21 protein-coding genes, 4 tRNA genes, 1 other RNA gene and 1 pseudogene are annotated in these 23,108 nt (G+C 37.6%); 16 read left to right on the top strand and 11 right to left on the bottom strand.

Going from position 1 to position 23,108, the window contains the following annotated elements; translation table 11 throughout:
• Positions 1 to 18: 18 nt before the first annotated feature.
• From rluD to EXE10_RS07650, 3 genes are all read left to right on the top strand, one after another.
• Positions 19 to 1,071, top strand: a complete 1,053-nt coding sequence (gene rluD / locus EXE10_RS07640; protein WP_068973411.1) for a 23S rRNA pseudouridine(1911/1915/1917) synthase RluD — start codon at positions 19 to 21, stop codon at positions 1,069 to 1,071.
• Positions 1,072 to 1,110: 39 nt separating this feature from the next.
• The gene (gene pgeF / locus EXE10_RS07645) at positions 1,111 to 1,863 is read left to right on the top strand and encodes a peptidoglycan editing factor PgeF (protein WP_130112952.1); all 753 of its coding nucleotides are present in this window, start codon (positions 1,111 to 1,113) and stop codon (positions 1,861 to 1,863) included.
• Between the two features lie 117 nt (positions 1,864 to 1,980).
• Positions 1,981 to 2,529: a flavodoxin family protein gene (locus tag EXE10_RS07650; protein ID WP_130112953.1), complete on the top strand. Its 549-nt coding sequence runs from the start codon at positions 1,981 to 1,983 to the stop codon at positions 2,527 to 2,529.
• Between the two features lie 59 nt (positions 2,530 to 2,588).
• On the opposite strand, the gene smpB is transcribed toward EXE10_RS07650, so the two are convergent.
• Positions 2,589 to 3,065, bottom strand: coding sequence for an SsrA-binding protein SmpB (smpB, locus tag EXE10_RS07655; RefSeq protein ID WP_068975529.1), 477 nt, complete (start codon positions 3,063 to 3,065; stop codon positions 2,589 to 2,591).
• A gap of 160 nt (positions 3,066 to 3,225) precedes the next feature.
• On the opposite strand from smpB, the gene coaD reads away from it, so the two are divergent.
• The 4 genes from coaD to EXE10_RS07675 all read left to right on the top strand — a co-directional run bounded on the left by coaD (position 3,226) and on the right by EXE10_RS07675 (position 4,527).
• Positions 3,226 to 3,717 (top strand): pantetheine-phosphate adenylyltransferase, encoded by a 492-nt coding sequence (gene coaD, locus EXE10_RS07660; RefSeq protein WP_068975528.1) that lies wholly within the window; start codon positions 3,226 to 3,228, stop codon positions 3,715 to 3,717.
• Position 3,718: 1 nt separating this feature from the next.
• On the top strand, positions 3,719 to 3,982 hold the full coding sequence (locus tag EXE10_RS07665; protein WP_068975527.1) for a YfhL family 4Fe-4S dicluster ferredoxin: 264 nt from the start codon (positions 3,719 to 3,721) through the stop codon (positions 3,980 to 3,982).
• A 26-nt stretch (positions 3,983 to 4,008) separates the two neighbouring features.
• An RNA gene (gene rnpB, locus EXE10_RS07670) (RNase P RNA component class A) lies at positions 4,009 to 4,386 on the top strand.
• A 64-nt stretch (positions 4,387 to 4,450) separates the two neighbouring features.
• Positions 4,451 to 4,527 (top strand) — tRNA-Met (locus tag EXE10_RS07675).
• Positions 4,528 to 4,604: 77 nt separating this feature from the next.
• Here the strand turns inward: EXE10_RS07675 and EXE10_RS07680 are convergent.
• Both EXE10_RS07680 and EXE10_RS07685 read right to left on the bottom strand, forming a co-directional pair.
• Positions 4,605 to 5,564, bottom strand: coding sequence for an RDD family protein (locus EXE10_RS07680; RefSeq protein ID WP_130112954.1), 960 nt, complete (start codon positions 5,562 to 5,564; stop codon positions 4,605 to 4,607).
• 233 nt (positions 5,565 to 5,797) lie between these two features.
• Positions 5,798 to 5,883 (bottom strand) — tRNA-Leu (locus EXE10_RS07685).
• Positions 5,884 to 6,097: 214 nt separating this feature from the next.
• Here EXE10_RS07685 and EXE10_RS07690 point away from each other — a divergent pair.
• Positions 6,098 to 7,861 (top strand): alkaline phosphatase D family protein, encoded by a 1,764-nt coding sequence (locus EXE10_RS07690; protein WP_130112955.1) that lies wholly within the window; start codon positions 6,098 to 6,100, stop codon positions 7,859 to 7,861.
• A gap of 128 nt (positions 7,862 to 7,989) precedes the next feature.
• Here the strand turns inward: EXE10_RS07690 and EXE10_RS07695 are convergent.
• Positions 7,990 to 8,856: pseudogene (locus tag EXE10_RS07695) on the bottom strand (metal-dependent hydrolase).
• A gap of 105 nt (positions 8,857 to 8,961) precedes the next feature.
• Here EXE10_RS07695 and EXE10_RS07700 point away from each other — a divergent pair.
• Positions 8,962 to 9,582, top strand: coding sequence for a TetR/AcrR family transcriptional regulator (locus EXE10_RS07700; protein ID WP_130112997.1), 621 nt, complete (start codon positions 8,962 to 8,964; stop codon positions 9,580 to 9,582).
• Positions 9,583 to 9,707: 125 nt separating this feature from the next.
• On the opposite strand, the gene EXE10_RS07705 is transcribed toward EXE10_RS07700, so the two are convergent.
• The 3 genes from EXE10_RS07705 to EXE10_RS07715 all read right to left on the bottom strand — a co-directional run bounded on the left by EXE10_RS07705 (position 9,708) and on the right by EXE10_RS07715 (position 10,776).
• Entirely contained in the window at positions 9,708 to 10,439 is a 732-nt protein-coding gene (locus tag EXE10_RS07705; RefSeq protein WP_130112956.1) for a hypothetical protein, read from the bottom strand.
• 164 nt (positions 10,440 to 10,603) lie between these two features.
• Positions 10,604 to 10,689: transfer RNA gene (locus EXE10_RS07710), tRNA-Leu, on the bottom strand.
• 13 nt (positions 10,690 to 10,702) lie between these two features.
• Positions 10,703 to 10,776, bottom strand: a tRNA-Cys gene (locus EXE10_RS07715).
• Positions 10,777 to 10,928: 152 nt separating this feature from the next.
• Here EXE10_RS07715 and folD point away from each other — a divergent pair.
• Complete coding sequence (gene folD / locus EXE10_RS07720) at positions 10,929 to 11,777, top strand: bifunctional methylenetetrahydrofolate dehydrogenase/methenyltetrahydrofolate cyclohydrolase FolD (protein ID WP_130112957.1); 849 nt, start codon at positions 10,929 to 10,931, stop codon at positions 11,775 to 11,777.
• A 156-nt stretch (positions 11,778 to 11,933) separates the two neighbouring features.
• The gene (locus EXE10_RS07725) at positions 11,934 to 12,602 is read left to right on the top strand and encodes a class I SAM-dependent methyltransferase (RefSeq protein WP_130112958.1); all 669 of its coding nucleotides are present in this window, start codon (positions 11,934 to 11,936) and stop codon (positions 12,600 to 12,602) included.
• Between the two features lie 42 nt (positions 12,603 to 12,644).
• Here the strand turns inward: EXE10_RS07725 and EXE10_RS07730 are convergent, their stop codons facing one another.
• Positions 12,645 to 13,070 carry a hypothetical protein gene (locus EXE10_RS07730; RefSeq protein WP_087553244.1) on the bottom strand — a complete coding sequence of 142 codons (426 nt, stop codon included), beginning with the start codon at positions 13,068 to 13,070 and terminating at the stop codon, positions 12,645 to 12,647.
• A 234-nt stretch (positions 13,071 to 13,304) separates the two neighbouring features.
• A complete protein-coding gene (locus tag EXE10_RS07735; protein WP_068975455.1) occupies positions 13,305 to 14,624 on the bottom strand; it encodes an MFS transporter in 1,320 nt (439 codons plus the stop codon).
• A gap of 454 nt (positions 14,625 to 15,078) precedes the next feature.
• Between EXE10_RS07735 and EXE10_RS07740 the strand changes: the two genes are divergently transcribed.
• Both EXE10_RS07740 and glpD read left to right on the top strand, forming a co-directional pair.
• Entirely contained in the window at positions 15,079 to 15,834 is a 756-nt protein-coding gene (locus tag EXE10_RS07740) for a DeoR/GlpR family DNA-binding transcription regulator (RefSeq protein ID WP_130112959.1), read from the top strand.
• 176 nt (positions 15,835 to 16,010) lie between these two features.
• Positions 16,011 to 17,540 (top strand): glycerol-3-phosphate dehydrogenase, encoded by a 1,530-nt coding sequence (gene glpD, locus EXE10_RS07745; protein ID WP_130112960.1) that lies wholly within the window; start codon positions 16,011 to 16,013, stop codon positions 17,538 to 17,540.
• Positions 17,541 to 17,597: 57 nt separating this feature from the next.
• On the opposite strand, the gene EXE10_RS07750 is transcribed toward glpD, so the two are convergent.
• The gene (locus EXE10_RS07750) at positions 17,598 to 18,332 is read right to left on the bottom strand and encodes a hypothetical protein (RefSeq protein ID WP_130112961.1); all 735 of its coding nucleotides are present in this window, start codon (positions 18,330 to 18,332) and stop codon (positions 17,598 to 17,600) included.
• Positions 18,333 to 18,418: 86 nt separating this feature from the next.
• Complete coding sequence (locus EXE10_RS07755) at positions 18,419 to 20,251, bottom strand: phosphoenolpyruvate carboxykinase (GTP) (protein ID WP_130112962.1); 1,833 nt, start codon at positions 20,249 to 20,251, stop codon at positions 18,419 to 18,421.
• Between the two features lie 409 nt (positions 20,252 to 20,660).
• Here EXE10_RS07755 and EXE10_RS07760 point away from each other — a divergent pair, with 409 nt between their 5' ends.
• From EXE10_RS07760 to EXE10_RS07770, 3 genes are all read left to right on the top strand, one after another.
• Positions 20,661 to 21,599, top strand: a complete 939-nt coding sequence (locus tag EXE10_RS07760) for a diacylglycerol/lipid kinase family protein (protein ID WP_068975450.1) — start codon at positions 20,661 to 20,663, stop codon at positions 21,597 to 21,599.
• Positions 21,580 to 22,350 carry a metallophosphoesterase family protein gene (locus EXE10_RS07765; protein ID WP_130112963.1) on the top strand — a complete coding sequence of 257 codons (771 nt, stop codon included), beginning with the start codon at positions 21,580 to 21,582 and terminating at the stop codon, positions 22,348 to 22,350. The genes EXE10_RS07760 and EXE10_RS07765 overlap by 20 nt, the downstream gene beginning before the upstream one ends.
• Positions 22,351 to 22,803: 453 nt before the next feature.
• Positions 22,804 to 23,094 (top strand): co-chaperone GroES, encoded by a 291-nt coding sequence (locus tag EXE10_RS07770; protein ID WP_068975448.1) that lies wholly within the window; start codon positions 22,804 to 22,806, stop codon positions 23,092 to 23,094.
• The last annotated feature ends 14 nt before the right edge of the window (positions 23,095 to 23,108 follow it).

The following is a 23,108-nucleotide window of genomic DNA, read 5'->3' on the forward strand; positions in this document are numbered from 1 at the left end:
TTTTGTCCGAATGAGCAAATGACTTCAGCACACTCTTCTAATTCTAATTTCTCAGAAAATGATTTCAATCTACTTGAAGATTCTGAGGATGCAGATAATCATAATTCTGCGCCGACTGCAACACGTTTATCGTTGCAATTTCAACTGGATGAAAGCTATTTAGGGCTACGTATCGACCAAGTAGCAGCAACCGTTTGGAGTGAATTTTCACGTGAAAAACTCAAGCAATGGTTGAAAGAAGGTCATTTGTTGGTAAATGGTAACATTGTTAAACCTAAGTATAAATGCGAAGGAAATGAGCTACTTACTTTAGAGGTTGAGCTAGAAGCACAAACTTCTGCACAGCCTGAAAATATTCCGTTAAATATTGTTTATGAAGACGATGACATTATCGTGATCAATAAACCTGTTGGGATGGTCGTTCATCCGGGGGCAGGAAATCCAAATGGTACATTGGTGAATGCATTACTTTACCATTTCCCAAAATCTGCGGAATTAACACGTGCAGGCTTAGTTCATCGTATCGATAAAGATACCAGTGGTCTATTGGTGGTTGCGAAAAATCTTGAAGCACAATTTTCTTTGAGTAAGCAACTTGCCAAAAAATCGGTCTATCGTGTTTATGATCTGATTTGCTATGGCAATATCATTGCAGGCGGAACAATTGATGAACCGATTAAACGCCATCCAGTCGATCGTGTCAAAATGGCGATTCTTCCAGGTGGGCGTGATGCAGTGACACATTATAATGTCAAAGAACGCTTTCAGCATTTCACTCGTGTTCAGGCTCAACTGGAAACAGGGCGTACTCATCAGATTCGTATCCATTTCACTTATATCGGTTATCCATTGGTGGGTGATCCTGTGTATATGAGTCGTGTTAAAGTGCCTGCGGGTGCATCTGAAAAGTTAACAACAACTTTAAGAGCATTTAAACGTCAGGCTTTACATGCATCTAAATTGGGCTTGATTCATCCTCGTACGAAAGAAGAAATGATGTTTGAAGCACCATGGGCGGAAGATTTTACTGCATTGGTTGAAGTACTACGTTCTGAAAATAAAGCGTATTAATCATTTAAATGAGTTTGAAATAAGGGACTGGAGATTGACATGCAATTTGTTCAAGGATTACCTGATGGTGTGTACGTGGGACAAACCCATATTCAACATGATCAAGCTTTGCCCTCGGCACAGCCTGAACTTGAAGGTTTTAATTTGGCGTTGCATGTCAATGATGATCCGAAACGTGTGCAACAGCATCGTATGATTTTATTGGATGAATTTGCCGAATTTGGTGTTAACAAAATCACTTGGATGACGCAAACCCACAGCACCATTTGTCATACCATTAACGATGAAATGACCTTTGAAGCATTAGAGGGTGATGGCTTGGTCACGCAAACTCGAGGTCATGCCTTGATGATGATGACGGCCGATTGTTTACCAATCGTGCTTGGAAATGCAGATGGTACAGAAATTGCCAATTTACATGCGGGTTGGCGCGGTCTTGCTGGCGGTATTGTTGAAAATACTATTACCGAAATGAAGAGCGCACCGACTTGGGCATGGTTAGGCGCTGCCGTCAGCCAACCATGTTTTGAAATTGGTGCAGAAGTGAAACAAGCTTTTTGTGAAAAATATCCTGAACTTGAAACTGCATTTAAAGCAGGGGAAAAGTCAGGTAAATATTTTGCAGACTTATATGCGATTGCACGTTTTATTCTCAAATTACATGGTGTGGAAAATGTAATGGGTGGTGATCAGTGTTCGTATTTACAAGAACAGGATTTTTATTCTTATCGACGTCATGCCAAAACAGGACGTATGGCAACATTTGTATTTATGAAAAATGCAAATGCGTGATTTAAAATGCTTATATTCATTTTAAATTGTCTTGTATCGAATTTTATCAATTTTACAAGAATTGTTTAAAACTGAATTAATGCTAAACTTGACTAAATCTGTTTGTTTTTAATTAATATGTCTTTGTCCAAATCTATTGCGATTGTTTATCACAGCCCTTATGGGCATACGGCAAAAGTTGCTAACTGTATTGCTCAAGGTGCAATGAAAGTAGGCGCGCACGTATCTGAAATGGATATTGAACATATTGATTGGGATGTTTTAGATCAAGCCGATGCAATTGTTTTTGGCTGTCCAACCTACATGGGCAATTTAACCTCTGGATTGAAATTGTTTATGGAGCAGTCATCGAAGCGTTGGCTGGCGCGAGCATGGCAGGGCAAACTTGCAGCAGGTTTTACCAATGGTGGTGGGTTGAGTGGTGATAAACTGGCTGTTTTACAACAAATCAATTTATTCGCGATGCAACATGGCATGCTTTGGACAGGTTTACCCTTGATGCCGACAGGGCGTAGTACTCATGATTTAAATCGTATGTCGAGCTTTCTAGGTTTAATGACTCAATCTGATAATGCACCAGTAGAAGTTACTCCACCAGCAGGTGATCTTGAAACCGCAGTATGGTTTGGTGAGTACATTGGGTTGATGTTGAATCGTTTGACATAGTATTGACAAATATGTCCTTTTTGAAAAAACCTCCAAATTTGGAGGTTTTTTATTGCGGATTACTTATGCATAATTCGTGCTTTATCACGTTGCCAATCACGGTCTTTTTCAGTGGCACGTTTATCATGCAATTGCTTACCTTTTACTAAAGCAATTTCAAGTTTTGCCAAATGACCTTTCCAGTAACACGCAAGTGGTACACAGGTATAACCTTTTTGATTAACCGCGCCCATAAGCTTTTCAAGCTCGCGACGTGACAATAACAATTTACGCGTACGAGTTGCTTCAGGTACGACATGAGTAGATGCTGAAAGGAGCGGTTGAATTTGAGCACCAAACAGGAAAGCTTCATTATTCTTAAACGTAATATAGCTTTCAGTAATGGTCATACGTCCAGCACGCAATGACTTTACTTCCCAGCCTTGTAAGGAAAGTCCAGCTTCAAATTTTTCTTCAATAAAATAATCGTGGCGCGCACGTTTATTTTGCGCAATCGTACCACCATTATTTTTTTTAACGACAATCTTATTCGACATAATACAAATATTCCAAGAATAGCCTTATTTTGCCTCAAACTTGGCTTAAGGTGAAGTCATTTCACAATTAAAACCTACCTGTAAATTGCTTGAGGTTATTCGCTAATAATTGAGTTTTTGTTAAACTATAGCTCTTCATAACAAACTTGAGTACAAATGGATGTCTAAAACTCGTGTCATTTATCCGGGGACTTTCGATCCAATTACCAATGGGCATGTTGATTTAGTTGCACGCGCTTCACGTATGTTCGATGAGGTTGTGGTCGCGATTGCAATTGGACATCATAAAAACCCAGTATTCAGTTTGGAAGAACGTGTTGAGTTAGCCAAAGAATCACTTAAACATTTACCTAATGTTGAATTTGTAGGCTTTGATGGTTTGTTGGTAAATTTCTCTCGTGAACAAAATGCGACTGCAGTATTGCGTGGCTTACGTGCAGTTTCAGACTTTGAATATGAGTTTCAGCTTGCCAATATGAACCGTCAGCTTGATCATCATTTCGAAACGGTATTTTTAACGCCGTCAGAACAATTTTCTTTTATTTCTTCGACCATGGTTCGAGAAATTGCACGATTAAAAGGTGATGTGACTAAGTTTGTACCACAATGTGTCGTAGAAGCTTTTAATCGTAAACATCAACAAGGTTGGTAGTGTGTCTTTAATTATCACAGATGAATGCATCAATTGTGATGTGTGTGAACCTGTATGTCCAAATGAAGCAATTTTCATGGGTGAATTGATTTATGAAATCAATCCAAACCTATGTACAGAATGTGTTGGGCATCATGACAAACCGCAGTGTGCTTTGTTCTGTCCAGTCGATTGTATTCCGCTTGATCCAAATCATGTCGAAAGTCAAGATGACTTGATGGAAAAGTATAAAAAACTGATTGCTCAAAAAAGCGCAAGCAATTAAGTCTAAAATTTGTTAGGATACGCCCCGAAGTGAGCCAGACGATCGCTGCTGTGGAGATCTCCGTGATTGAAGCAGGGGAGGAAAGTCCGGGCTTCATAGGGCAAGGTGCCAGGTAACGCCTGGGCGGTGTGAACCGACGGAAAGTGCAGCAGAGAGTAGACCGCCTTCATTATCGTTTCTCTTCGGAGAAATGGAAGGTAAGGGTGAAAGGGTGCGGTAAGAGCGCACCGCATGGCTGGTAACAGTTCATGGCATGGTAAACCCCACCGGAAGCAAGACCAAATAGGGATCCTATAGGCATGGCCCATGCTGGATCCGGGTAGGTCGCTTGAGCGTATGAGTGATTGTACGCCTAGAGGAATGATCGTTCTCGACAGAACCCGGCTTATCGGCTCACTTCAATGAATTTTATTATAATTAATGCTTGACGTATGCGTGTTTACAGCAGATAATGCGCGCACAGTTTTAGGCTATGTAGCTCAGTTGGTTAGAGCACCGCACTCATAATGCGGGGGTCACAGGTTCAAGTCCCGTCATAGCCACCATTTTTATAGACCATGCTTCCAAAAGCATGGTCTTTTTTTATCTGTAGATTTTGTTTAATGAGTTGGTTGTTGAAAAATTAGAATCCAAACGAAGTTGCAGAATTTTCACCACTAAATTCGAGTTGAGGGTGATTTTGGTTGAAGCGAAGATCATAGGTTTTTGAGCGTGAAATCTTTGTCGCACCAAATTGATAAGCAAAATTTAAATTTACTTTGTTGATTTTATAAGAGGAAAATAAATCTGGATGTTGTTCATGAATATCTTGTAGTAATGTTTCAGCAGTTTCTTGTTGATTTAAATATTTAGGTGTAGATAAATTTAAAAAAAGGATTTGATTATTCGACACAGCTTCACCGATAAAGGTGCTTTGGTTCACGACTTGGATATTGGTAATATCACCTGAAAATTGATTTTTTAGGTCATTTGAAAGTGGTGCATTTTGTTGGTAAGTCCATATGTTCATCGCAAAGATAATCACAGTTAAAATACTAATGATGTAAAAGTGAGCTTTCCATACAAAATGATATGGAATATTTGATTGCGAATTTCTAAGTATTTGCGTTTTACTGATTAAATCATGAAAGGATTGTTGGGTACTTCTATTAAAAATAGCCAAGTAGAAACAAGCAAATACAATACTTTGAAAAAGAGCCACTAGTAATGTTAGGCTGAGTTGATTACTCGATTTTTGTTGTAAATATCCGATAAAACAAAGTGGAATAATAACAATGCTTGATCGAAATAATGAATGCAGTGGTTGAATTGATTTGTCTGTAAGATCAGAAACTCTAATTCGGCAGATCATTTTCCCAATCGTTTTGCCTTGACCAATACTACTATTCAATGCAGCGAAATAAAATAAGCAAATCAATGTGCCGATACATTGAAAAATAAAAGGTGAATTTTCAAGATAAGGGTATAGAGATTTACCAACGACCATGCCCGTCACGCCGAGGGCAATACAATCAATGATAAACGCAAAAATTCGTGGAAATCTTGGAATGCTTACTTTTGAATTGGATATTAAATCAGTCATTGTTGTTCATTCTAATTAAGTTTATGAAAATTTATATAATAATTTAGTTCTTCTATTCTAAATATTTTAATAAGAAATTGCTAGAAAATGAGCTAATTTTAAAGATCGTTCAAAAATGCATATACTGTGAATGATTGAAAACTCTAATTCTTCTTATTACACATCAGTTTCAGACATAAAAAAACCTGCATATCGCAGGATTCTTTATTGCACCATTTCAAGAAGTATTAAAATGGTGCCCGAGGCCAGACTCGAACTGGCACGCTTTGTGGGCGGGGGATTTTAAATCCCCTGTGTCTACCGATTTCACCACTCGGGCATGTGCGCAATAATATAGGACAGTTTTTTACTTGGCAAGCGTATTTGAAGCGATTTGCTTTCTTTTCAATCAATTCATGTGTTTATGTTTGAAAATAAAACAATTTAAGTAGAACTTATCATGATTTGTCATGTTTTCTTCATGTTTTTGAGATTAAAACGAAATATTCCCCAACTACATTGATTGAGAAAAAACCTTGGGGAAATCTTAGATCATGCCAAATTCAATATCGCGCCGTGAATTAATTCAAAAATCATTAGCCAGTTTCGGTGCTTTATCTTTACCTGTTTCATTAACTGCTTGTGGTAGTGATGACGATTCGACATCTGAAACAAAAGTGGAATTTTTACATGGGGTTGCCAGTGGAGACCCACTCAAAGATCGCGTGATTCTATGGACACGTATTACACCACAAGACACATCTTTACGTTTAGAAGTGGTTTGGGAAATTGCGACTGATGATAAATTTAACCAAATCATCAATACTGGCAAAGTTCAAACAGCAAAAGCGCAAGATTTTACAGTCAAAGTGGATGCCGACAAGCTTAAATCTGGGCAAGCTTATTATTATCGTTTTAAATTCGGTTCAGTGATTTCAACAGTTGGACGGACTAAAACCTTGCCTGAAATGACTAATTCGGTGCAATTTGCGGTATGTTCATGTTCGAATTATCCAGCCGGCTATTTCTATGTTTATAGAGAAATGGCAAAGCAAGAAGTGGATGCCATCATTCATTTGGGTGACTATATTTATGAATATGGCAAAGATGGTTATGCCACAGAAGATGCAGCCAAATTAGGACGTACATTAGCTGCTGATAATGATAAAGAAATTATTAAATTAGACGATTATCGTAAACGCTATGCTTTATATCATACCGATTTAGATTTACAGGCAGCGCATGCACGTCACCCGTTAATCGTGATTTGGGATGATCATGAGTTGGCAAATGATGCATGGAAAGAAGGTGCTGAAAATCATCAGCCTGCAACCGAAGGAAGTTTCTTAGATCGAAAATTAGCAGCGTTACAGGCTTATTTTGAGTGGATGCCGATTCGTCCAGTTTCAGCCACTGATCACTTAAATATTTATCGTCAATTTGATTATGGCACATTGGTTCAGCTCACCATGCTTGATACGCGTATTTTAGCGCGTGATCAACAGTTGGAATACGCCAACTATATGACAGCGACTGGCTTAGATATTGCAAAATTTCAAGCAGATTTGACCAGTACCACTCGTACACTCATGGGGTATACACAACGTGAATGGTTGCAAAAGAAATTAGCGCAATCTACTGCAACTTGGAATGTGTTGGGTCAGCAAGTGTTGATGTCAAAAATGTTGATTCCTGCTGAATTGCTCATGTCTTTAGCTGCAATTACCAGTGGAAATGTCACGACTGAAACATTAACAAAAATGAATCAGCAAATTACTGAATTGGTGACATTAAAAGTGCGGATGCAAAAGGGTGATCCTACTTTAACTGCAACTGAGAAAGCACGTATTACGACGGTAGCACCTTATAATTTAGATGCGTGGGATGGTTATTATGCGGAGCGTGAAATTTTGTATGGCACGCTTAAGACCTTGAACAAAAAAGTGGTCGTTTTAGCAGGGGATACTCATAATGCATGGGCTTCTAATTTGCATACGCAAACAGGGGATTTTGTTGGTGTAGAGTTGGCAACCAGTTCGGTGTCTTCACCTGGGATGGAAAAGTATCTTAATATTCCTTTGGCACAGCTACAGCAGTTTGAGTTTGCATTCACAACTTTGATTGATGAATTAAATTATACCAATTTAAATCAACGCGGTTATTTGAAAGTAGGTTTTACGGCACAACAGGTTCAAGCTGATTGGATTTTTGTGGACAGTATTAAAGAAAAAACCTATACCATCGACGCTAATCGTAAACATCAAGTGATATTGAATAATGTTTTGCAGGATGTAAGTACTGTTCAAAAGAGTGCTTAGTCAATTTTTATAGCACAATAATTTATAACACAAGCAATCATTACACAGCCAAGATTTAATTTAAATCTTGGCTTTTTCGTTTACGCTATTTTGTTTTGCGCTTTGATAGGAATACATTATTTTAGCGACTAAGTTTTTAAATGCTGTGCTAAAGAGCCATTATCACCAAATAATTTTTTACGATACTCAGCTTCAAGTTGTTCTGTTTGCATATTACGCGGATTAAAATCGTATTGTGTTACTTCAAACATACCTAAGGCTGCTTGAGTCAAAATTCCTAGTCGATTAACACCACCAAAACCTAGATAAAAACAATCATTTAAATCGCGTAAAGAGAACTTAATATCTTTACGTTTTAAAATTTTATACCAGTGTCCAAATAGAACAGGGGTAAGATGCTTCGTAATCCGTAATAGGGCAATACTTCTATTCCGTGGCGTATTACCACCCACTGCGGTTAAAACATCATAAGCCACAGATTTATGCTCAAGCTCTTCTAGTGCATGCCACTCCCAAAGATCACGCTTTGCTTGCGTGGTTTTTTACTGAATTAAACCATCTGTTAATAATAATCGCGCAAGGGTTGCAGTAAAGTGCTCCATGACTACTGTCGCAGCCAACTGGTCTATTTTATTTAACTTTCTAAATTGATCGAGGACACGTTTAGTTTGAGCTTCAATCTCTAAAACTTCGGAAAATTGTGAATCTAATAAATGCTTGTTTAAAGACTGATGTTCTCGACTATGAAACGCTTCTTGTGCAATAAATGTTTGAATATCTTTGCATAGTTGCTCATCGGAAATTTGATGACGCACATTACGTATACTTTCGATAAAGAACATTTCACTAGGTGGAAACATTGCAGATAAAATAACGAATAATGAGGAAACAACGGTATTATCTTCATAATAAAAAGAAAATCTTTCTTCTTTTCGATGAGAAAGAATGACATTCCTTCTTACCATTTTCTCTATAGGATTATAAATTGTATTCATTGTTTTGACCTTTATCGGCTATATTTGTAAAAATGAAAACCATAACTACAATCTATCAATGAATTTAAACGGAAAAAATACGGATTATAAGAGGGAGTTGTGGTGATGGTAACTATAAGAAAACCAAAACAAAATAGATCAAAGAACACCTATAATTCTATCCTTGGTGCAGGATTTATATCGGTAAAAAAATTTGGAATTGATGATGTAAGTGTACTTAAAGTTTGTGAAATTGCAGGAGTAGGTTCTGGTAGTTTTTATGAGTATTTTAAAAACAAAGACGCTCTATTTATTGAAATGCATCAATATTTTATTTCGGAAATGTCTGATTTATTATTCAGAATTGGACCTGAAATATTTAATTTGGACATTCCTGATGCGATCAGAATGATCTTTGTTCGCATAGGTGAGTTTTTAGCGCAAAATGAGAATTTATATTTTTATTGGTTGAGTGTATGCGGTAAATACAATACTGAGGAAAGCCAAGTTAAAGCTGTAAAAACGGTGAATATTATGGCAATAGAATATGCAGTAAAACATCCAGAGGTATTACGTATAAAAAATCTCAAATTGATGGTTTATATTTTGATTACATCGAGTATTGCGTTAACTATGAATTTCTTCTCAAGTAAAAATACAGGTTTTACTTATGAGGAATTAATTGATTGTTTAATTGACATCACGATGTCTTATATAGAAGATGATCGGAATAAGCTTAAGATTTAATGAACTATAATTAAAACTCAATCAATATAAAAGCATCAATGTTAAGAATAATCTCCAATGAAAGTGTCTTGAGGGGGTGGGATAAGTGATTGAAAAGTAAATTGATAATTTTTCATCATGGCGCATTATGTAATGCTGTCCATATATTCGTCTAAGTCGATAAATTTATAAGACTTAGACATTTCATTTTCATACTTTAAAAGTTGTAAATGCAGTTCTAAATAAGTCGCCAATTGTTTTTGTAAGACTTGGTATTTATCAGAATCCTTTTTTACCCGGTACATTTTAAATTTTGTTTTCTTGGCTTGTTTATACGCCCAAAAACATGACCGACGAATCTGTTGTAATTGATAATATTCTGTATCTTTGGTGCTATCCCGAAATAAATTTTCTTTATAAAACTGAACAAAACCAAAGTTCATGGCGAAGAAAAATAAAACACCTTGTAAAAGTATGCTCTCAAAAAAATAAATATTGAGCGCTTGGACAATAATGAGCACAGCGAGTTTGAATGGGGTGTTGTTAAGTTGATGATAAAGATGAGTAGAACTATGTTTTATTTGATTGATAATTAACGGCACAATGATCATAAAAAACAGCATGATGCTTAATGCTGAAATACTATTGGCTTGAAATTCATTAAATTGATGAAAATGACTCGCAATATATTTGCCTAAGCTAAAATAAATACTGCAAAAAATCATGACAGCAAGCACCCAAGGAATAAACTCCTTCGCTTCATCCAAGATGCCTTTAGTTTTAATTTGGCTATAAAATAAAAAGTTACGCTTAAAGGCTTGTGGATATTGTTGTTGAAGTTGATTTAAATAGAGAGAAACTTGCTTGTTTTGAATCATATTGGCTTCGCTTATCTAAATTTTAACTTGAGTTGTCACATCGTTGTAATATTAACATAAAAAACCGATATGGAAGCTTTATAGGCTTAAGCATAAAAGTCTAGACATAAAAAAACCTGCATTTAGCAGGATTCTTTATTGCACCACTTTAAGAAGTATTAAAGTGGTGCCCGAGGCCAGACTCGAACTGGCACGCTTTGTGGGCGGGGGATTTTAAATCCCCTGTGTCTACCGATTTCACCACTCGGGCATTTTTAACAAGATGGAGGCGGAGGTCGGAATCGAACCGGCGTCCACGGAGTTGCAGTCCGCTGCATGACCACTCTGCCACCCCGCCGCGTCTTGTTGATGCGTATATTAGCAACCTTTGAAAAAAAAACAATACTAGTTTTCATACGGATGCACATAAATTCGGCATACAGAAGAAAATTGTCTAAATAATCATGTATTATTTGCAAAATTGATTCATATCTACTTTGGAGATGTGCCGTGGCATTGGTATTAGATGGTCGCGCATTAGCGAAACAAATTGAAGCAGACTTGTTGACTCGTGTTGAAGCTTTAAAAGCAAAAACAGGTCGTACCCCAATTTTAGCGACTATTTTGGTCGGTGATGATGGTGCATCTGCGACTTATGTACGTATGAAAGGCAATGCTTGCCGTCGTGTTGGGATGGATTCTTTAAAAGTAGAATTACCAACTGAAACGACAACTGAACAGTTATTGGCTGAAATTGAAAAATTAAATGCCAATCCTGATGTTCACGGTATTCTTTTACAACATCCAGTTCCTGCGCAAATTGATGAACGTGCTTGTTTTGATGCGATTTCATTGGCTAAAGACGTAGATGGCGTGACTTGTCTTGGTTTTGGTCGTATGGCGATGGGCGAAGCTGCTTATGGTTCAGCAACTCCAGCAGGTATCATGACCATTCTAAAAGAAAATAACATTGAAATTGTAGGTAAGCATGCTGTTGTTGTTGGTCGTTCTGCGATTTTGGGTAAACCAATGGCGGCAATGTTACTTGAAGCGAATGCAACGGTAACGATTTGCCACAGCCGTACTCAAGATTTAGCAAGCTTTGTCAAACAAGCAGACATCATTGTTGGCGCAGTAGGTAAAGCTGAGCTCATCCAAAAAGATTGGATTAAACAAGGTGCAGTAGTTGTAGATGCTGGTTTCCATCCTCGTGATGGCGGTGGTGTGGGTGATATTCAATTGGTTGGTATTGAAGACATCGCTTCTGCTTATACTCCTGTTCCAGGTGGTGTAGGCCCAATGACCATTACCACTTTGATTCGTCAGACTGTAGAAGCAGCTGAGAAAGAATTGGGTTAATAGAATCCTCCCCAACCCTCCTTTTTTAAAGGAGGGGGCTTTCATTACTAAAAAAATATTTGAGTTCTCGTGAGTTCCCTCTCTTTTTAAAGATGAGCAGCATTGCTGCGTAAGAGGGGTGACTATGAATATTCCACAATTAAATAAACAGAAAATATGAGCTGTACATTTCAATTGCAAAAAGCCCCGCAACATTTACTCGATGCTTTGCATGATGTTATTCCGCATTGCGAACTGATGGCACAACAATTGCCAGAAACGCCGATTTCTTTATGGCTCATTCCACCTATATTTCCAACTGATCGCTTAGACGATGAAGTGATTCGTCGTATTTGGAATGATACGCCGTATTGGATTTTCTGTTGGGCTTCTGGTTTGGCGATGGCGCAGTGGTTATTGGCTGAACCCCATCATGTCAAAGATAAGGTGGTGTTGGACTTTGGTGCAGGTTCAGGTGTGGTTGCAATTGCCGCGAAAATGGCTGGTGCGAAGCGTGTCATTTGTTGTGATATAGATCAAGTCAGCTTAGATGCATGTCGTGAAAATGCCTTGCTGAATGATGTTGAACTTGAATATCTGGATGATCTGTATAAGGCAGAACAGGTTGATGTCCTGCTTGCTGCCGATGTGCTCTATGATCAATGCAATCGTTTCTTCTTAGATGAATTTTTAAAATTTGCCCCAGAAGTCTGGGTAGCAGATAGTCGTGTGAAAAACTTTAGCCATCCACATTATCAAAAATTAGATGAGCGTAGTGCAACGACATGGCCAGATTTGGATGAAGCCAAAGAGTTTAGAAATGTGAGTTTTTATAAGACGCTATGATCGCGTCTTATTTATTGGGCTAATCAACGATTTATTCAAAAATTAAGAACAAGTATAACGTACAACATGCAAAGTGCTTGGACGAGTATCTAAAGCTTGACGAGTCGCATAGTTTTCACTGCTATTTGCAGTTTGAGTATTTGAAAGTCCAAATGAAGTACGGCTATGTCCAAGTTGCACACCAGTTTTACTCTCAGCAACCTGAGGGTTAATAATCTCGTTTACACTCAGTACATTAAGTTTATAAGTTTTAGTTTCACCGAGTACTTTTTTACACGCGCGCTGTAACTTATTGACATCTAAATCAGAATTGGCGCGACCGGATAAAGTATACGCAAGCGTTGCACTATCGGTTGTTTGATTTTCTATTTGATAACCCGTTACACCGTTATATTGGCGAGGTGTTGTTTGACATGCTGAAAGTGCTAAAACAACTAAACTAAAGCTTGCTAATGTGATCTTTTTCATCTTTTAAAGTCCTCGCTTTTTGAATACTTTTTAGTATGCCACAGCTTTGAGTTTTAAACGATGCTTGAATTGTTCAATAAAAAAAGGCTTTTTCTAAACCTGTAGAAAAAGCCGTTTCATGAATGAGACTAGGGGCTGTTGATAATTCGTCTATGTTTGCGACTTTGTGTATTTTTTAGCTGATACTAGGCGTGAAATACGAAACTTAGTCATTCTAAGTGAGTTTTAACACACTTAATTATCAGTGATTAAACTATGCTTCTTCGTGTCTTTCATAAATACATAAGTAATCAGTGAAAGACCAATCATAAAGGTGATGTAGTAGAAAAAGTAATTTTCATGACCTGCATTTTTAAAACTTAATGCTACAAGTTCAGCAGTCCCACCAAATAAAGTATTTGCGATTGCATAAGGTAATGCGACACCTAAGGCACGAATATGTGGCGGGAATAATTCAGCTTTTACTACAGCATTAATTGCAGTATAACCAGTTACAATGACCATTCCACTCATACATAACATGAATGCTGTGGTTGGGCTAGTCGTTGAACCAAGTCCATTAAAAATTGGAATGGTGAAAAGAACGCCCAAAATACCAAAGGTAATCATGATTGGTTTACGACCAATTTTATCAGAAAGCGCACCAACAGCTGGCTGCAATAACATGAATACGAAAATTGCAGCAGTGGTAATCTCAGTCGCTGTCGTTTTCTCAAATCCTGAGGTATTCACCAAATATTTTTGTAAATAAGTGGTAAATGTATTGAAGGCTAAAGTACCACCCGCAGTCAGCATAATGACTGTGAAAGCTTGCTTAGGATATTTGGTAAATAAAGCCAAAGCACCTGATTTTTCACCACCATTCTTTACTTGTTCTTGTGCTTGTTTTGAAGACTCAGTTTCAACCAAACCGCGACGAATCCAGAACACGACTACTGCTAATAATGCACCAATGAAGAATGGTACACGCCATCCCCATTCAGAAAGCTGACCTTCGCTTAAAGTACGCTGCAAAATAATTAGTACACACAGTGCAAGTAACTGACCTGAAATCAAGGTCACATATTGGAAGCTAGAGAAGAAACCACGATGGTTTTTACCCGCCATTTCAGTTAGGTAAGTCGCACTTGCGCCATACTCACCACCAACACTTAAACCTTGCAGTAAACGTGCAAATAAAAGCAATGCGGGTGCAAGCATACCAACACTTGCATAAGTTGGCGCACAGGCAATAATGAGCGAACCTGCACACATGAGTGAAACAGAGAGGGTTAAGCCTGATTTACGACCTTTACGGTCTGCGTATATCCCCATGACCCATGCGCCAATCGGGCGCATTAAGAAACCTAAAGCAAACACAGCAGCAGCTTGGAGGAGTTTTACAGTGTCATCACCATCTGGGAAGAATTGTGGTGCAAAATAAAGCGTGAAAGCCGCGTAGACATACCAGTCGTACCATTCGACTAAGTTACCCGCAGAGCCACCAAGAATAGATTTGAAACGAGTTTTTCTATCAAGTTGCGACGGCGCAGCCTGAGGAGATGAATTGGACAAGACAATTCTCCAAAAGAATATGCAAATACGGTCTATTTAATTTTCATTTTTGATGAAAATCTAAGCAGAAAAATCAAACAGAGAGAATTTCAGCAAGTGCTGTGGGGAGATACAAATAATTACGGAGACCGTTATACACTTGTCGAAGTGCTGAACTTATTAGACTTTGGTCGTAATACTAGGTTGTGTGTTTTTCATCACATTAAGCCAAGTTTTATGATAAATATAATAATTTTTTTAAAACAATAGTTTAATTTAAACTTAATGATATTTTCTAATGTAGATATTCAATTTTACGAACGATTGAAAATGTTTGAATGTGTGAAAATTACACAAATTTATTCCTTGGATTGATTGAGTATCACAAATTAATTTTGTTGAATGATCATGAGTCATGATATTAATATTGGACAAATGTTCATTTTCGAAAATAAAACAATAAGGATCAACATTGATGAGTCTAGTGATTCGACAGCAACAAATTCTAGAATTGGTCAAAGAGCGAGGCTATATCAGTATTGATGAAATTGCACAGACCTTTTCCGTCACTCCGCAAACGGTTCGCCGTGACATAAACCAATTGGCAGATGCAGGATTATTGCGCCGTTATCATGGGGGCGCTGCAGTTGATTCGAGTGTAGCAAATACCGAATATAGTATGCGTGTTAGCCATAATTCTGAAGCAAAACAAAAAATTGCAACAGCTATTGCTCAAGATATTCCAGATCATGCATCTATCTTTATCAATATCGGGACGACCACAGAGGCAATTGCACATGCATTATTGAATCATCATGGTCTTAAGGTGATTACCAATAACTTGAATGTTGCTAAAATTTTGAGTGTTAAAAATGATTTTGAAGTATTGATTGCAAGTGGAAAAGTTCGTCCCGATGGTGGGGTGATAGGGCAAGCGACTTCTGATTTTTTTAAACAGTTTAAAGTCGATTATGCCTTGATTGGAATTAGTGGCATTGATGAAGAAGGCATACTTTTAGATTTTGATTTTCAGGAAGTTGCGGTTTCTCAAGAAATTATGGAAGGTGCAAGACACATATATTTGGCAGCAGATGCCAGTAAATTTGGTCGTCATGCCATGATGCGCTTAGGTCATTTGAATGAAATACACCGACTTTATACTGATCAAAAGCCAGCTGATCAATATTTAAAGCAAATCCAAGAGTCGGAATTGAAGTTAGTTGTTGTTTAAGTTAGAAAGATGACTAAATGCTGATAGGGATGCTTTTCTGAAAATGTAAAATTGATCACTTTTTAATAGACTTTGTCTAAAATACACTCTATTATTTTTCTAAATTGAAAATAAACGAAAATATATTTTCATACTTTAGATCATTCTCGGCTGAATAATAGAACATGGTGATGTTTATGACACAAAATAATGAACAACAAAACTGTTATGACATTGCTGTAATTGGCGGTGGAATTAATGGTGTAGGCATTGCAAATGATGCAGTGGGACGTGGTTTGTCTGTGTTTCTTTGTGAAAAAGATGATTTAGCCAGTCATACATCTTCTGCCAGTAGTAAGTTAATTCATGGTGGTTTACGTTATTTAGAACATAAAGAATTTCGTTTGGTTCGAGAAGCCTTAGCAGAGCGTGAAGTATTATTGTCAAAAGCGCCACATATCATACGCCCAATGCGTTTTATCATGCCACATCAGCCACATTTACGACCTGCATGGCTCATTCGAACAGGTTTGTTCTTTTATGATCATTTGGGAAAACGAGAGAAGCTTGCGGGTTCGAATTTGGTTCAATTTGTACCTGAAACAAGTCCATTAAAAGATGAAATTACCCGTGGTTTTGAATATTCAGACTGTGCTGTGGATGATTCTCGACTGGTTATTCTCAATGCGATGCAAGCACGTGAGCAAGGTGCCCAAATCGTAACGCAAACACGTTGTATTTCTGCACAGCGTGAAAATGGTGTATGGACTGTTCAGCTTGAAAATGAACATGGTCAATATCAAATTCAAGCCAAGGTTTTAGTGAATGCCGCAGGACCATGGGTTGCTAAATTTATTAAGCAAGATTTGCAGTTGAAATCACAATATGGCATCCGTTTGATTCAAGGTAGTCATATCATCGTGCCGAAAATTTATGAAGGTGATAAAGCCTTTATTATGCAAAATGATGATCAGCGTATTATTTTTGCAATTCCTTATCTAAATCAATACACCATGATTGGTACGACAGATCGTGAATACACAGGTGATCCAAATCAAGTTGAAATTAGCCAAGATGAAATTGATTATTTATTGGATGTGTCAAATGATCATTTTAAAGTGCAATTGAAGCAAGAGGATATTATCAGTACTTTCTCAGGTGTACGTCCTTTATGTGATGATGAGTCGGATAATCCTGCAGCAATTACCCGTGATTATACTTTGGCACTTTCTCAAGATTATGAAAATGAAGCACCACTGTTGTCAGTTTTCGGTGGAAAATTAACGACCTATCGAAAGTTGGCTGAATCTACACTCGATCAGATTAAAAAGTTTTTCCCAGAGCTTGGAAAGCCTTGGACAGAAAAAGCATTATTACCTGGTGCTGAAAATTTAGAGTCAGTTGAAAGTCTTATCGTCGAAATTGAGAATAAAATTAAAGGGATTGATACTGAAACAGCGCAACGCTGGGCGCATGCTTTTGGCACGAGAGTTTGGAAGTTTTTAGGTCATACAACTTCGATCCATGAATTGGGTCAAGATTTTGGACATGGTTTGTATGCGCAAGAAGTGGACTATTTAGTCGATCAAGAATGGGCGATGAACAGTCTAGATATTTTAAAACGTCGAACAAAACTTTATTTAAAATTTGATGAAAATACTGTTCAAGCGTTGGATGAATATTTGGTCAGTTTGCATGAGAGAAGATTACAGAAGGATGTGGCGTAGTTGTTATCACAAGGGAAAAGGTCAGTATTTAAGCTGACCTTTTTTATAATGAACGTATTAAGTCCAATCAAAAGTGAATAAAACTCTTTTCGTTTCAGGTTGGTAATACATCAAAATATCATCTGCACCACTTGTGCAGTATTGCCATCCTGATGCGCAAGCTATGAAATAGTAACGTCTATCTTGTTTATCATAGACATGTACTTCTTCATCATCGGTACGGCGGTTGATAAATTGAAGATTAAAGTACTGATCAAGCGGCGAAATATAATTACTTACGCTAAATTCGCCACCAATCCAATTTAACAGGATATTGGGATGTTGTTTACGAAATTCTAGGTCAAATTTTAAATGTGATGAAGAAATCATTTCACCAGTTTCTTTAAATCGCGCTTTGACTTTCAGATAATCTTTATGCATTGCATCACTATGTGGTTGCATTTGCCCAAAACAAATTTCCTGATGGTTTTCATTTTCTAAAATAAAATATCTACGTTGTCCTAACCATTGATAATGATTATTTTCATCGAGTTGCAAAATAAACCAATTTTGTCCTGCAAATTCATTGTGATATTCAGGAGTGTAGTCGCCTATATACGAATCGGCGGGTTCGACTGGATTTACTAGGTGAATCAACCCTTGCCATTTCGGGTTAACTGCAGAGAGGTTAATTGAGACCAGTGGCAACATATGTTTTGTAAGAAACATATCAGAGCTTGCAAAGACTTCTTCGTTATCAGGCAAAATGGTTAAATAAGGCTGTGCTGTAGTAATGTTTTGAGTTTGTTTCATTTCATTGGCTTTTATTTTTAGTAATAATGATTAAAACATAAAAAAGACCGCTGTTCAGCGGTCTTTTTAAACTTAATTAATTAAAATTAAGCAGATTTTTTAACAGCTTCTAAAAGCTCATCTTGACGAGTTTTAAGCGCTTTAGGTAAACGATCACCTAATTTGTTGAACAATTCAGTATGGCTTTCAAGCTCTTTGATCCACTGATCTTTGTCTTGTGAAGTTACAAGATCAAACTGTTCTTTAGTGAAATCAGAACCAGTCCAGTTCAATTGTTCAAATGTAGGAACACGACCAATTGGCGTATCTACAGCAGTTGCACGACCTTCACAACGATCGATGATCCACTCAAGAACACGCATGTTTTGACCGAAACCAGGCCATACAAAGTTACCTTCAGCATCACGACGGAACCAGTTCACGTTGTAGATACCAGGAAGTTTGTTACCAGCAGCTTTTGCTTTTTCAGCAACTTCTTCACCTAGCTCTAACCAGTGAGAGAAGTAGTCAGCCATGTTGTAACCAGCAAATGGAAGCATCGCAAATGGATCACGACGAACAACACCTTGTTGACCAACAGCTGCAGCAGTTGTTTCAGAACCCATAGTTGCAGCTTTGTACACGCCATCAACCCAGTCAAATGCTTCTGAGATTAAAGGTACTGTGTCCGCGCGACGACCACCGAAGATGAACGCAGAAATTGGAACACCTGCTGGATTTTCCCAGTCAGCATCAATAGAAGGACATTGACCTGCTGAAACAGTGAAACGTGCATTTGGATGTGCAGCTTTTTCTTCACCAGTGTGTGGTTGACCTTTCCAGTTTGTAAGGTTAGCAGGTACTTCTTTAGAAAGACCTTCCCACCAAACTTCACCATTGTCAGTTACAGCAACGTTTGTATAGATCACGTCTTTATGAAGTGTCGCCATACAGTTTGGATTTGTTTTGGTATTTGTACCCGGTGCTACACCAAAGAAACCAGCTTCTGGGTTGATTGCATATAAGCGACCATCTTCACCTGGTTTGATCCAAGCAATGTCATCACCTACAGTTTCGATTTTCCAACCTTCATAACCTGCTGGTGGAATCAACATTGCAAAGTTAGTTTTACCACAAGCAGAAGGGAATGCAGCTGCGATGTAGTGTTTTTCGCCTTGTGGATTAGTCACACCAAGGATAAGCATGTGTTCAGCTAACCAACCTTGTTGACGACCCATAGAAGAAGCAATACGTAATGCTAGGCATTTTTTACCTAACAAAGCGTTACCGCCGTAACCTGAACCATAAGACCAGATTTCACGAGTTTCTGGATAATGAACGATATATTTTTCAGGGTTACACGGCCAAGCTACATCTTTTTGACCCGCTGCAAGTGGAGCACCTACAGTGTGTACACAAGGGATATAATCGCCATCTGTACCAAGTACGTCATAAACGGCTTTACCCATACGAGCCATTTTACGCATGCTTACAGCAACATACGGAGAATCTGTTAATTCGATACCGATGTGAGCAATATGAGAACCTAAAGGACCCATAGAGAAAGGAACAACGTACATTGTACGACCTTCCATTGTGCCATCAAACAAACCGTTAAGGCGAGTACGCATTTCAGCAGGAGCTTCCCAGTTGTTAGTCGCACCAGCATCTTCTTGCTTTTCAGAACAGATGTATGTACGACCTTCAACACGAGCAACGTCAGACGGATCAGAATTCGCTAAATATGAACCAGGGTGTTTTTCTTGGTTCAAAGCTTGCATAGTGCCGTTCGCGATCATCAAGTCGATATAACGTTGATTTTCTTCTTCGCTTCCGTCACACCATTCAATTTTTGCAGGTTTAGTTAATTTAGCAATTTCTTCAACCCATGCAATGAGCTTGGGATGACGAACGAATTCTGGTGCGTTCACTTGGGTCATGGTGAGGCCTATCTTAAAATATGTACTATTTTGTGTACAAATAACAATCTGAATGAAGTGGTACTCCATCCAAATATAAATATGAAAAAAAAGTGGCTGTATTAAACCATATATTCATGGAAAAAATAAGACTAAAGCCGTAAAAGATACCAAACGCAATAAAAAGGATAAGTTATTGTTTTTAAATTATTATATGGATAATTTGTCGAATATTTGGCACTATTCACCATAGTTATGTGTGATATTTTAATTGAGAATAATATTTATTAACAGATATTTATAAATCCATTAAGTGTTTGCTTTATCATTGATTAAATAAATGGTATTAATTCGAATTTTACATAAAGGTGCTTTTATTTGCCTATAAAATCAACGAAATTAGAGTGAATACTTCAAAATAATCAAGATTATGCGCCCAGATCTTAAACCATTATCGATGATTTACAATGAAAAATCAGGGTTTCATGCAAATGAAAAAGACGATATCTATGAAAAATTGATGACAATTTGGACATCATATGGCTTTGAAATACAGGTGTTTGACATTGCATCAGAGCAAAATATTCAAACATTAATGCAGAAAATTTATCAACGACATGCTGAATATTCACAACAAGGTGTGATTGTTGCAGCAGGTGGTGATGGTACGCTGAATGCTGTTGCTTCACAAATGTTGAACCAAGCGATTCCAATGGGGATTTTGCCATTAGGCACCTTTAATTATGTGGCACGGGTTTTACATATTCCGCTAGATATTCTCGAAGCCGCAAAAGTCATCGCCACTGGTGAGCCACGAGCTTCACATGTGGCATGTATCAATGATCAAATTTATTTAAATAATGCCAGTCTGGGGTTGTATCCTTTATTTATCAAAAAGCGTGAGGAATATAATCGTAAGTTTGGACGTTTTCCTTTAAATGCTTATACCTCCGGTTTAGATGTATTGATCCGAGATCGTAAAGAATTAAAACTAGAGGTTGAAGTCGATGGGCAAAAGTATCCCGTTAAAACACCTTTGATTTTCTTTGGAAATAACCAATTGCAATTGAAAGAGTTGAAATTAAAAATTTCTAAATGTGCTGAAATTGGTGAAATTGCAGGTGTAGTGATTGCCAAAGGGGATAAGCGAACTTTATTTAAAACATTATTTCAAACCATTCGTGGTAAGTTAGAAAATGCATCCGATGTGTATAGTTTTGGTGCGCAAAAAGTCATTGTCTATTCAAAAAAGCCTAAACTGACCGTTGCAGTCGATGGAGAAATAGTTTCAATGACCACACCATTGTCCTTACATGTAGAAAAGAATGCTTTGAAAATCATGGTGCCACATGCTGCTGCATCTGTCTGATTTACACTTTGGCACTGAGCGAATTGAGTGTATTCGTGCAATTGAAAAGTTTTGCACACTACATCAACCAGAAGTTGTTGTGGTGAGTGGTGATTTGACGCAACGTGCTAAATTTAAAGAATTCTTCGCGTGTAAGCAATTTCTTGAATCTTTAAAAATTCCTTATTTTGTCGTTCCGGGGAATCACGATATTCCACTCTATCATTTGTGGAACAGGGCTTTTCGCCCATTTGGCTTGTATCAGCTTTTTTTTGGAAGTTTGGAAAGCACTTTATCTACTGAACATTTTTATTTAATCGGTATTAATAGTATTCGTCGTCGCTATCATACGCGGGGTTCTATTTCAGTTGAACAAATTCAACATGTAAATCAGCAATTAGAAAATGCACCGTTAGATAAGTTTAAAATTATCGTCAGTCATCAGCCTTTTTATACGACCAATGATGATCATCATTTAAAAGATTGTCCTGCTTTGGGACAGTTTGCGATTAAAGAATGGGGGCAACACCAGTTATTTGCTCTCTTGCACGGACATTTACATTTGGTCGCTGTTTATGATTTGAATAAAGAATTTAAATTGAATTTGAATGATCCTTTTTATGAAGTCCATGCGGGTACAGCCATATCGAGCCGCTTGCATAAAAATATGCCGAATAGTTTTAACGTGATCCATCATGATGGCACTTTTCAGCACTATTTTTTTGATGAGCAGTTGCAAGAATTTGTTGCTAGAGAATCTTCTCCGGACTGATTTTGATTTGATTTGATGTAATAGAATAAAAAAAACACAAATTTAATAAAAAAAATTGCTTGTTCCCCTTGAAGCTATTTTTTCCATCCCCACAAATGTGTCATACAAATATTTTGTCGATGACCAAGGGCGTATTGATTATTCGTCTATGTTTGCGACAACGCGTATTTTTGATGATACGAGGCGTGAAATACGAAATTTAGTCATTCTAAATGAGTAGTTTACAACGATGTAGCAGTAAAAATACGCTAGTCCCGTAGGGTTGTGGTTAAAATGATCTCAAACTTCGTTATGAAACTATAAAATGGAACCACCATTCTCTGCGTTTCATGCCTTGTTTGATCTATTTTAACCTACAACGCAAGCCATTTATGAAAGTTCAACACGCCCTAAATAAGAAGTCATCTTCACTCAGTAATCAATGACATTTTGACGATGTCTATGGAGTTTAATATGAGCAACATTCGTCCATTACATGATCGCGTAGTAATTCGTCGTGTTGAAGAAGAAACTAAAACTGCTGGTGGTATTTTACTTCCTGGTTCTGCAGCGGAAAAACCTGCGCAAGGCATCATCATCGCTGTAGGTAATGGTCAAGTGACTGATAATGGCGTACGTGCATTAGATGTAAAAGTTGACGATAAAGTATTGTTCGGTACTTATGCAGGTACAACTGTAAAAGTTAACGGCGAAGAACTTTTAATTATGAAAGAATCTGACATTTTAGCGGTACTAGAAGGTTAATTCAGACCATTTGA

Source organism: Acinetobacter sp. WCHAc060033, assembly GCF_004209125.1.
Lineage (GTDB): Bacteria > Pseudomonadota > Gammaproteobacteria > Pseudomonadales > Moraxellaceae > Acinetobacter > Acinetobacter wuhouensis.

Coding starts and splice junctions, on each gene's coding strand:
- EXE10_RS07765 (WP_130112963.1), top strand. CDS start 21,580: ATGCTGCTGCATCTGTCTGATTTACACTTTGGCACTGAGCGAATTGAG.
- EXE10_RS07705 (WP_130112956.1), bottom strand. CDS start 10,439: ATGATTCAAAACAAGCAAGTTTCTCTCTATTTAAATCAACTTCAACAA.
- EXE10_RS07680 (WP_130112954.1), bottom strand. CDS start 5,564: ATGACTGATTTAATATCCAATTCAAAAGTAAGCATTCCAAGATTTCCA.
- EXE10_RS07650 (WP_130112953.1), top strand. CDS start 1,981: ATGTCTTTGTCCAAATCTATTGCGATTGTTTATCACAGCCCTTATGGG.
- EXE10_RS07700 (WP_130112997.1), top strand. CDS start 8,962: ATGGTAACTATAAGAAAACCAAAACAAAATAGATCAAAGAACACCTAT.
- EXE10_RS07755 (WP_130112962.1), bottom strand. CDS start 20,251: ATGACCCAAGTGAACGCACCAGAATTCGTTCGTCATCCCAAGCTCATT.
- EXE10_RS07770 (WP_068975448.1), top strand. CDS start 22,804: ATGAGCAACATTCGTCCATTACATGATCGCGTAGTAATTCGTCGTGTT.
- EXE10_RS07690 (WP_130112955.1), top strand. CDS start 6,098: ATGCCAAATTCAATATCGCGCCGTGAATTAATTCAAAAATCATTAGCC.
- EXE10_RS07725 (WP_130112958.1), top strand. CDS start 11,934: ATGAGCTGTACATTTCAATTGCAAAAAGCCCCGCAACATTTACTCGAT.
- EXE10_RS07740 (WP_130112959.1), top strand. CDS start 15,079: ATGAGTCTAGTGATTCGACAGCAACAAATTCTAGAATTGGTCAAAGAG.
- rluD (WP_068973411.1), top strand. CDS start 19: ATGACTTCAGCACACTCTTCTAATTCTAATTTCTCAGAAAATGATTTC.
- pgeF (WP_130112952.1), top strand. CDS start 1,111: ATGCAATTTGTTCAAGGATTACCTGATGGTGTGTACGTGGGACAAACC.
- EXE10_RS07730 (WP_087553244.1), bottom strand. CDS start 13,070: ATGAAAAAGATCACATTAGCAAGCTTTAGTTTAGTTGTTTTAGCACTT.
- coaD (WP_068975528.1), top strand. CDS start 3,226: ATGTCTAAAACTCGTGTCATTTATCCGGGGACTTTCGATCCAATTACC.
- glpD (WP_130112960.1), top strand. CDS start 16,011: ATGACACAAAATAATGAACAACAAAACTGTTATGACATTGCTGTAATT.
- EXE10_RS07750 (WP_130112961.1), bottom strand. CDS start 18,332: ATGAAACAAACTCAAAACATTACTACAGCACAGCCTTATTTAACCATT.
- smpB (WP_068975529.1), bottom strand. CDS start 3,065: ATGTCGAATAAGATTGTCGTTAAAAAAAATAATGGTGGTACGATTGCG.
- EXE10_RS07760 (WP_068975450.1), top strand. CDS start 20,661: ATGCGCCCAGATCTTAAACCATTATCGATGATTTACAATGAAAAATCA.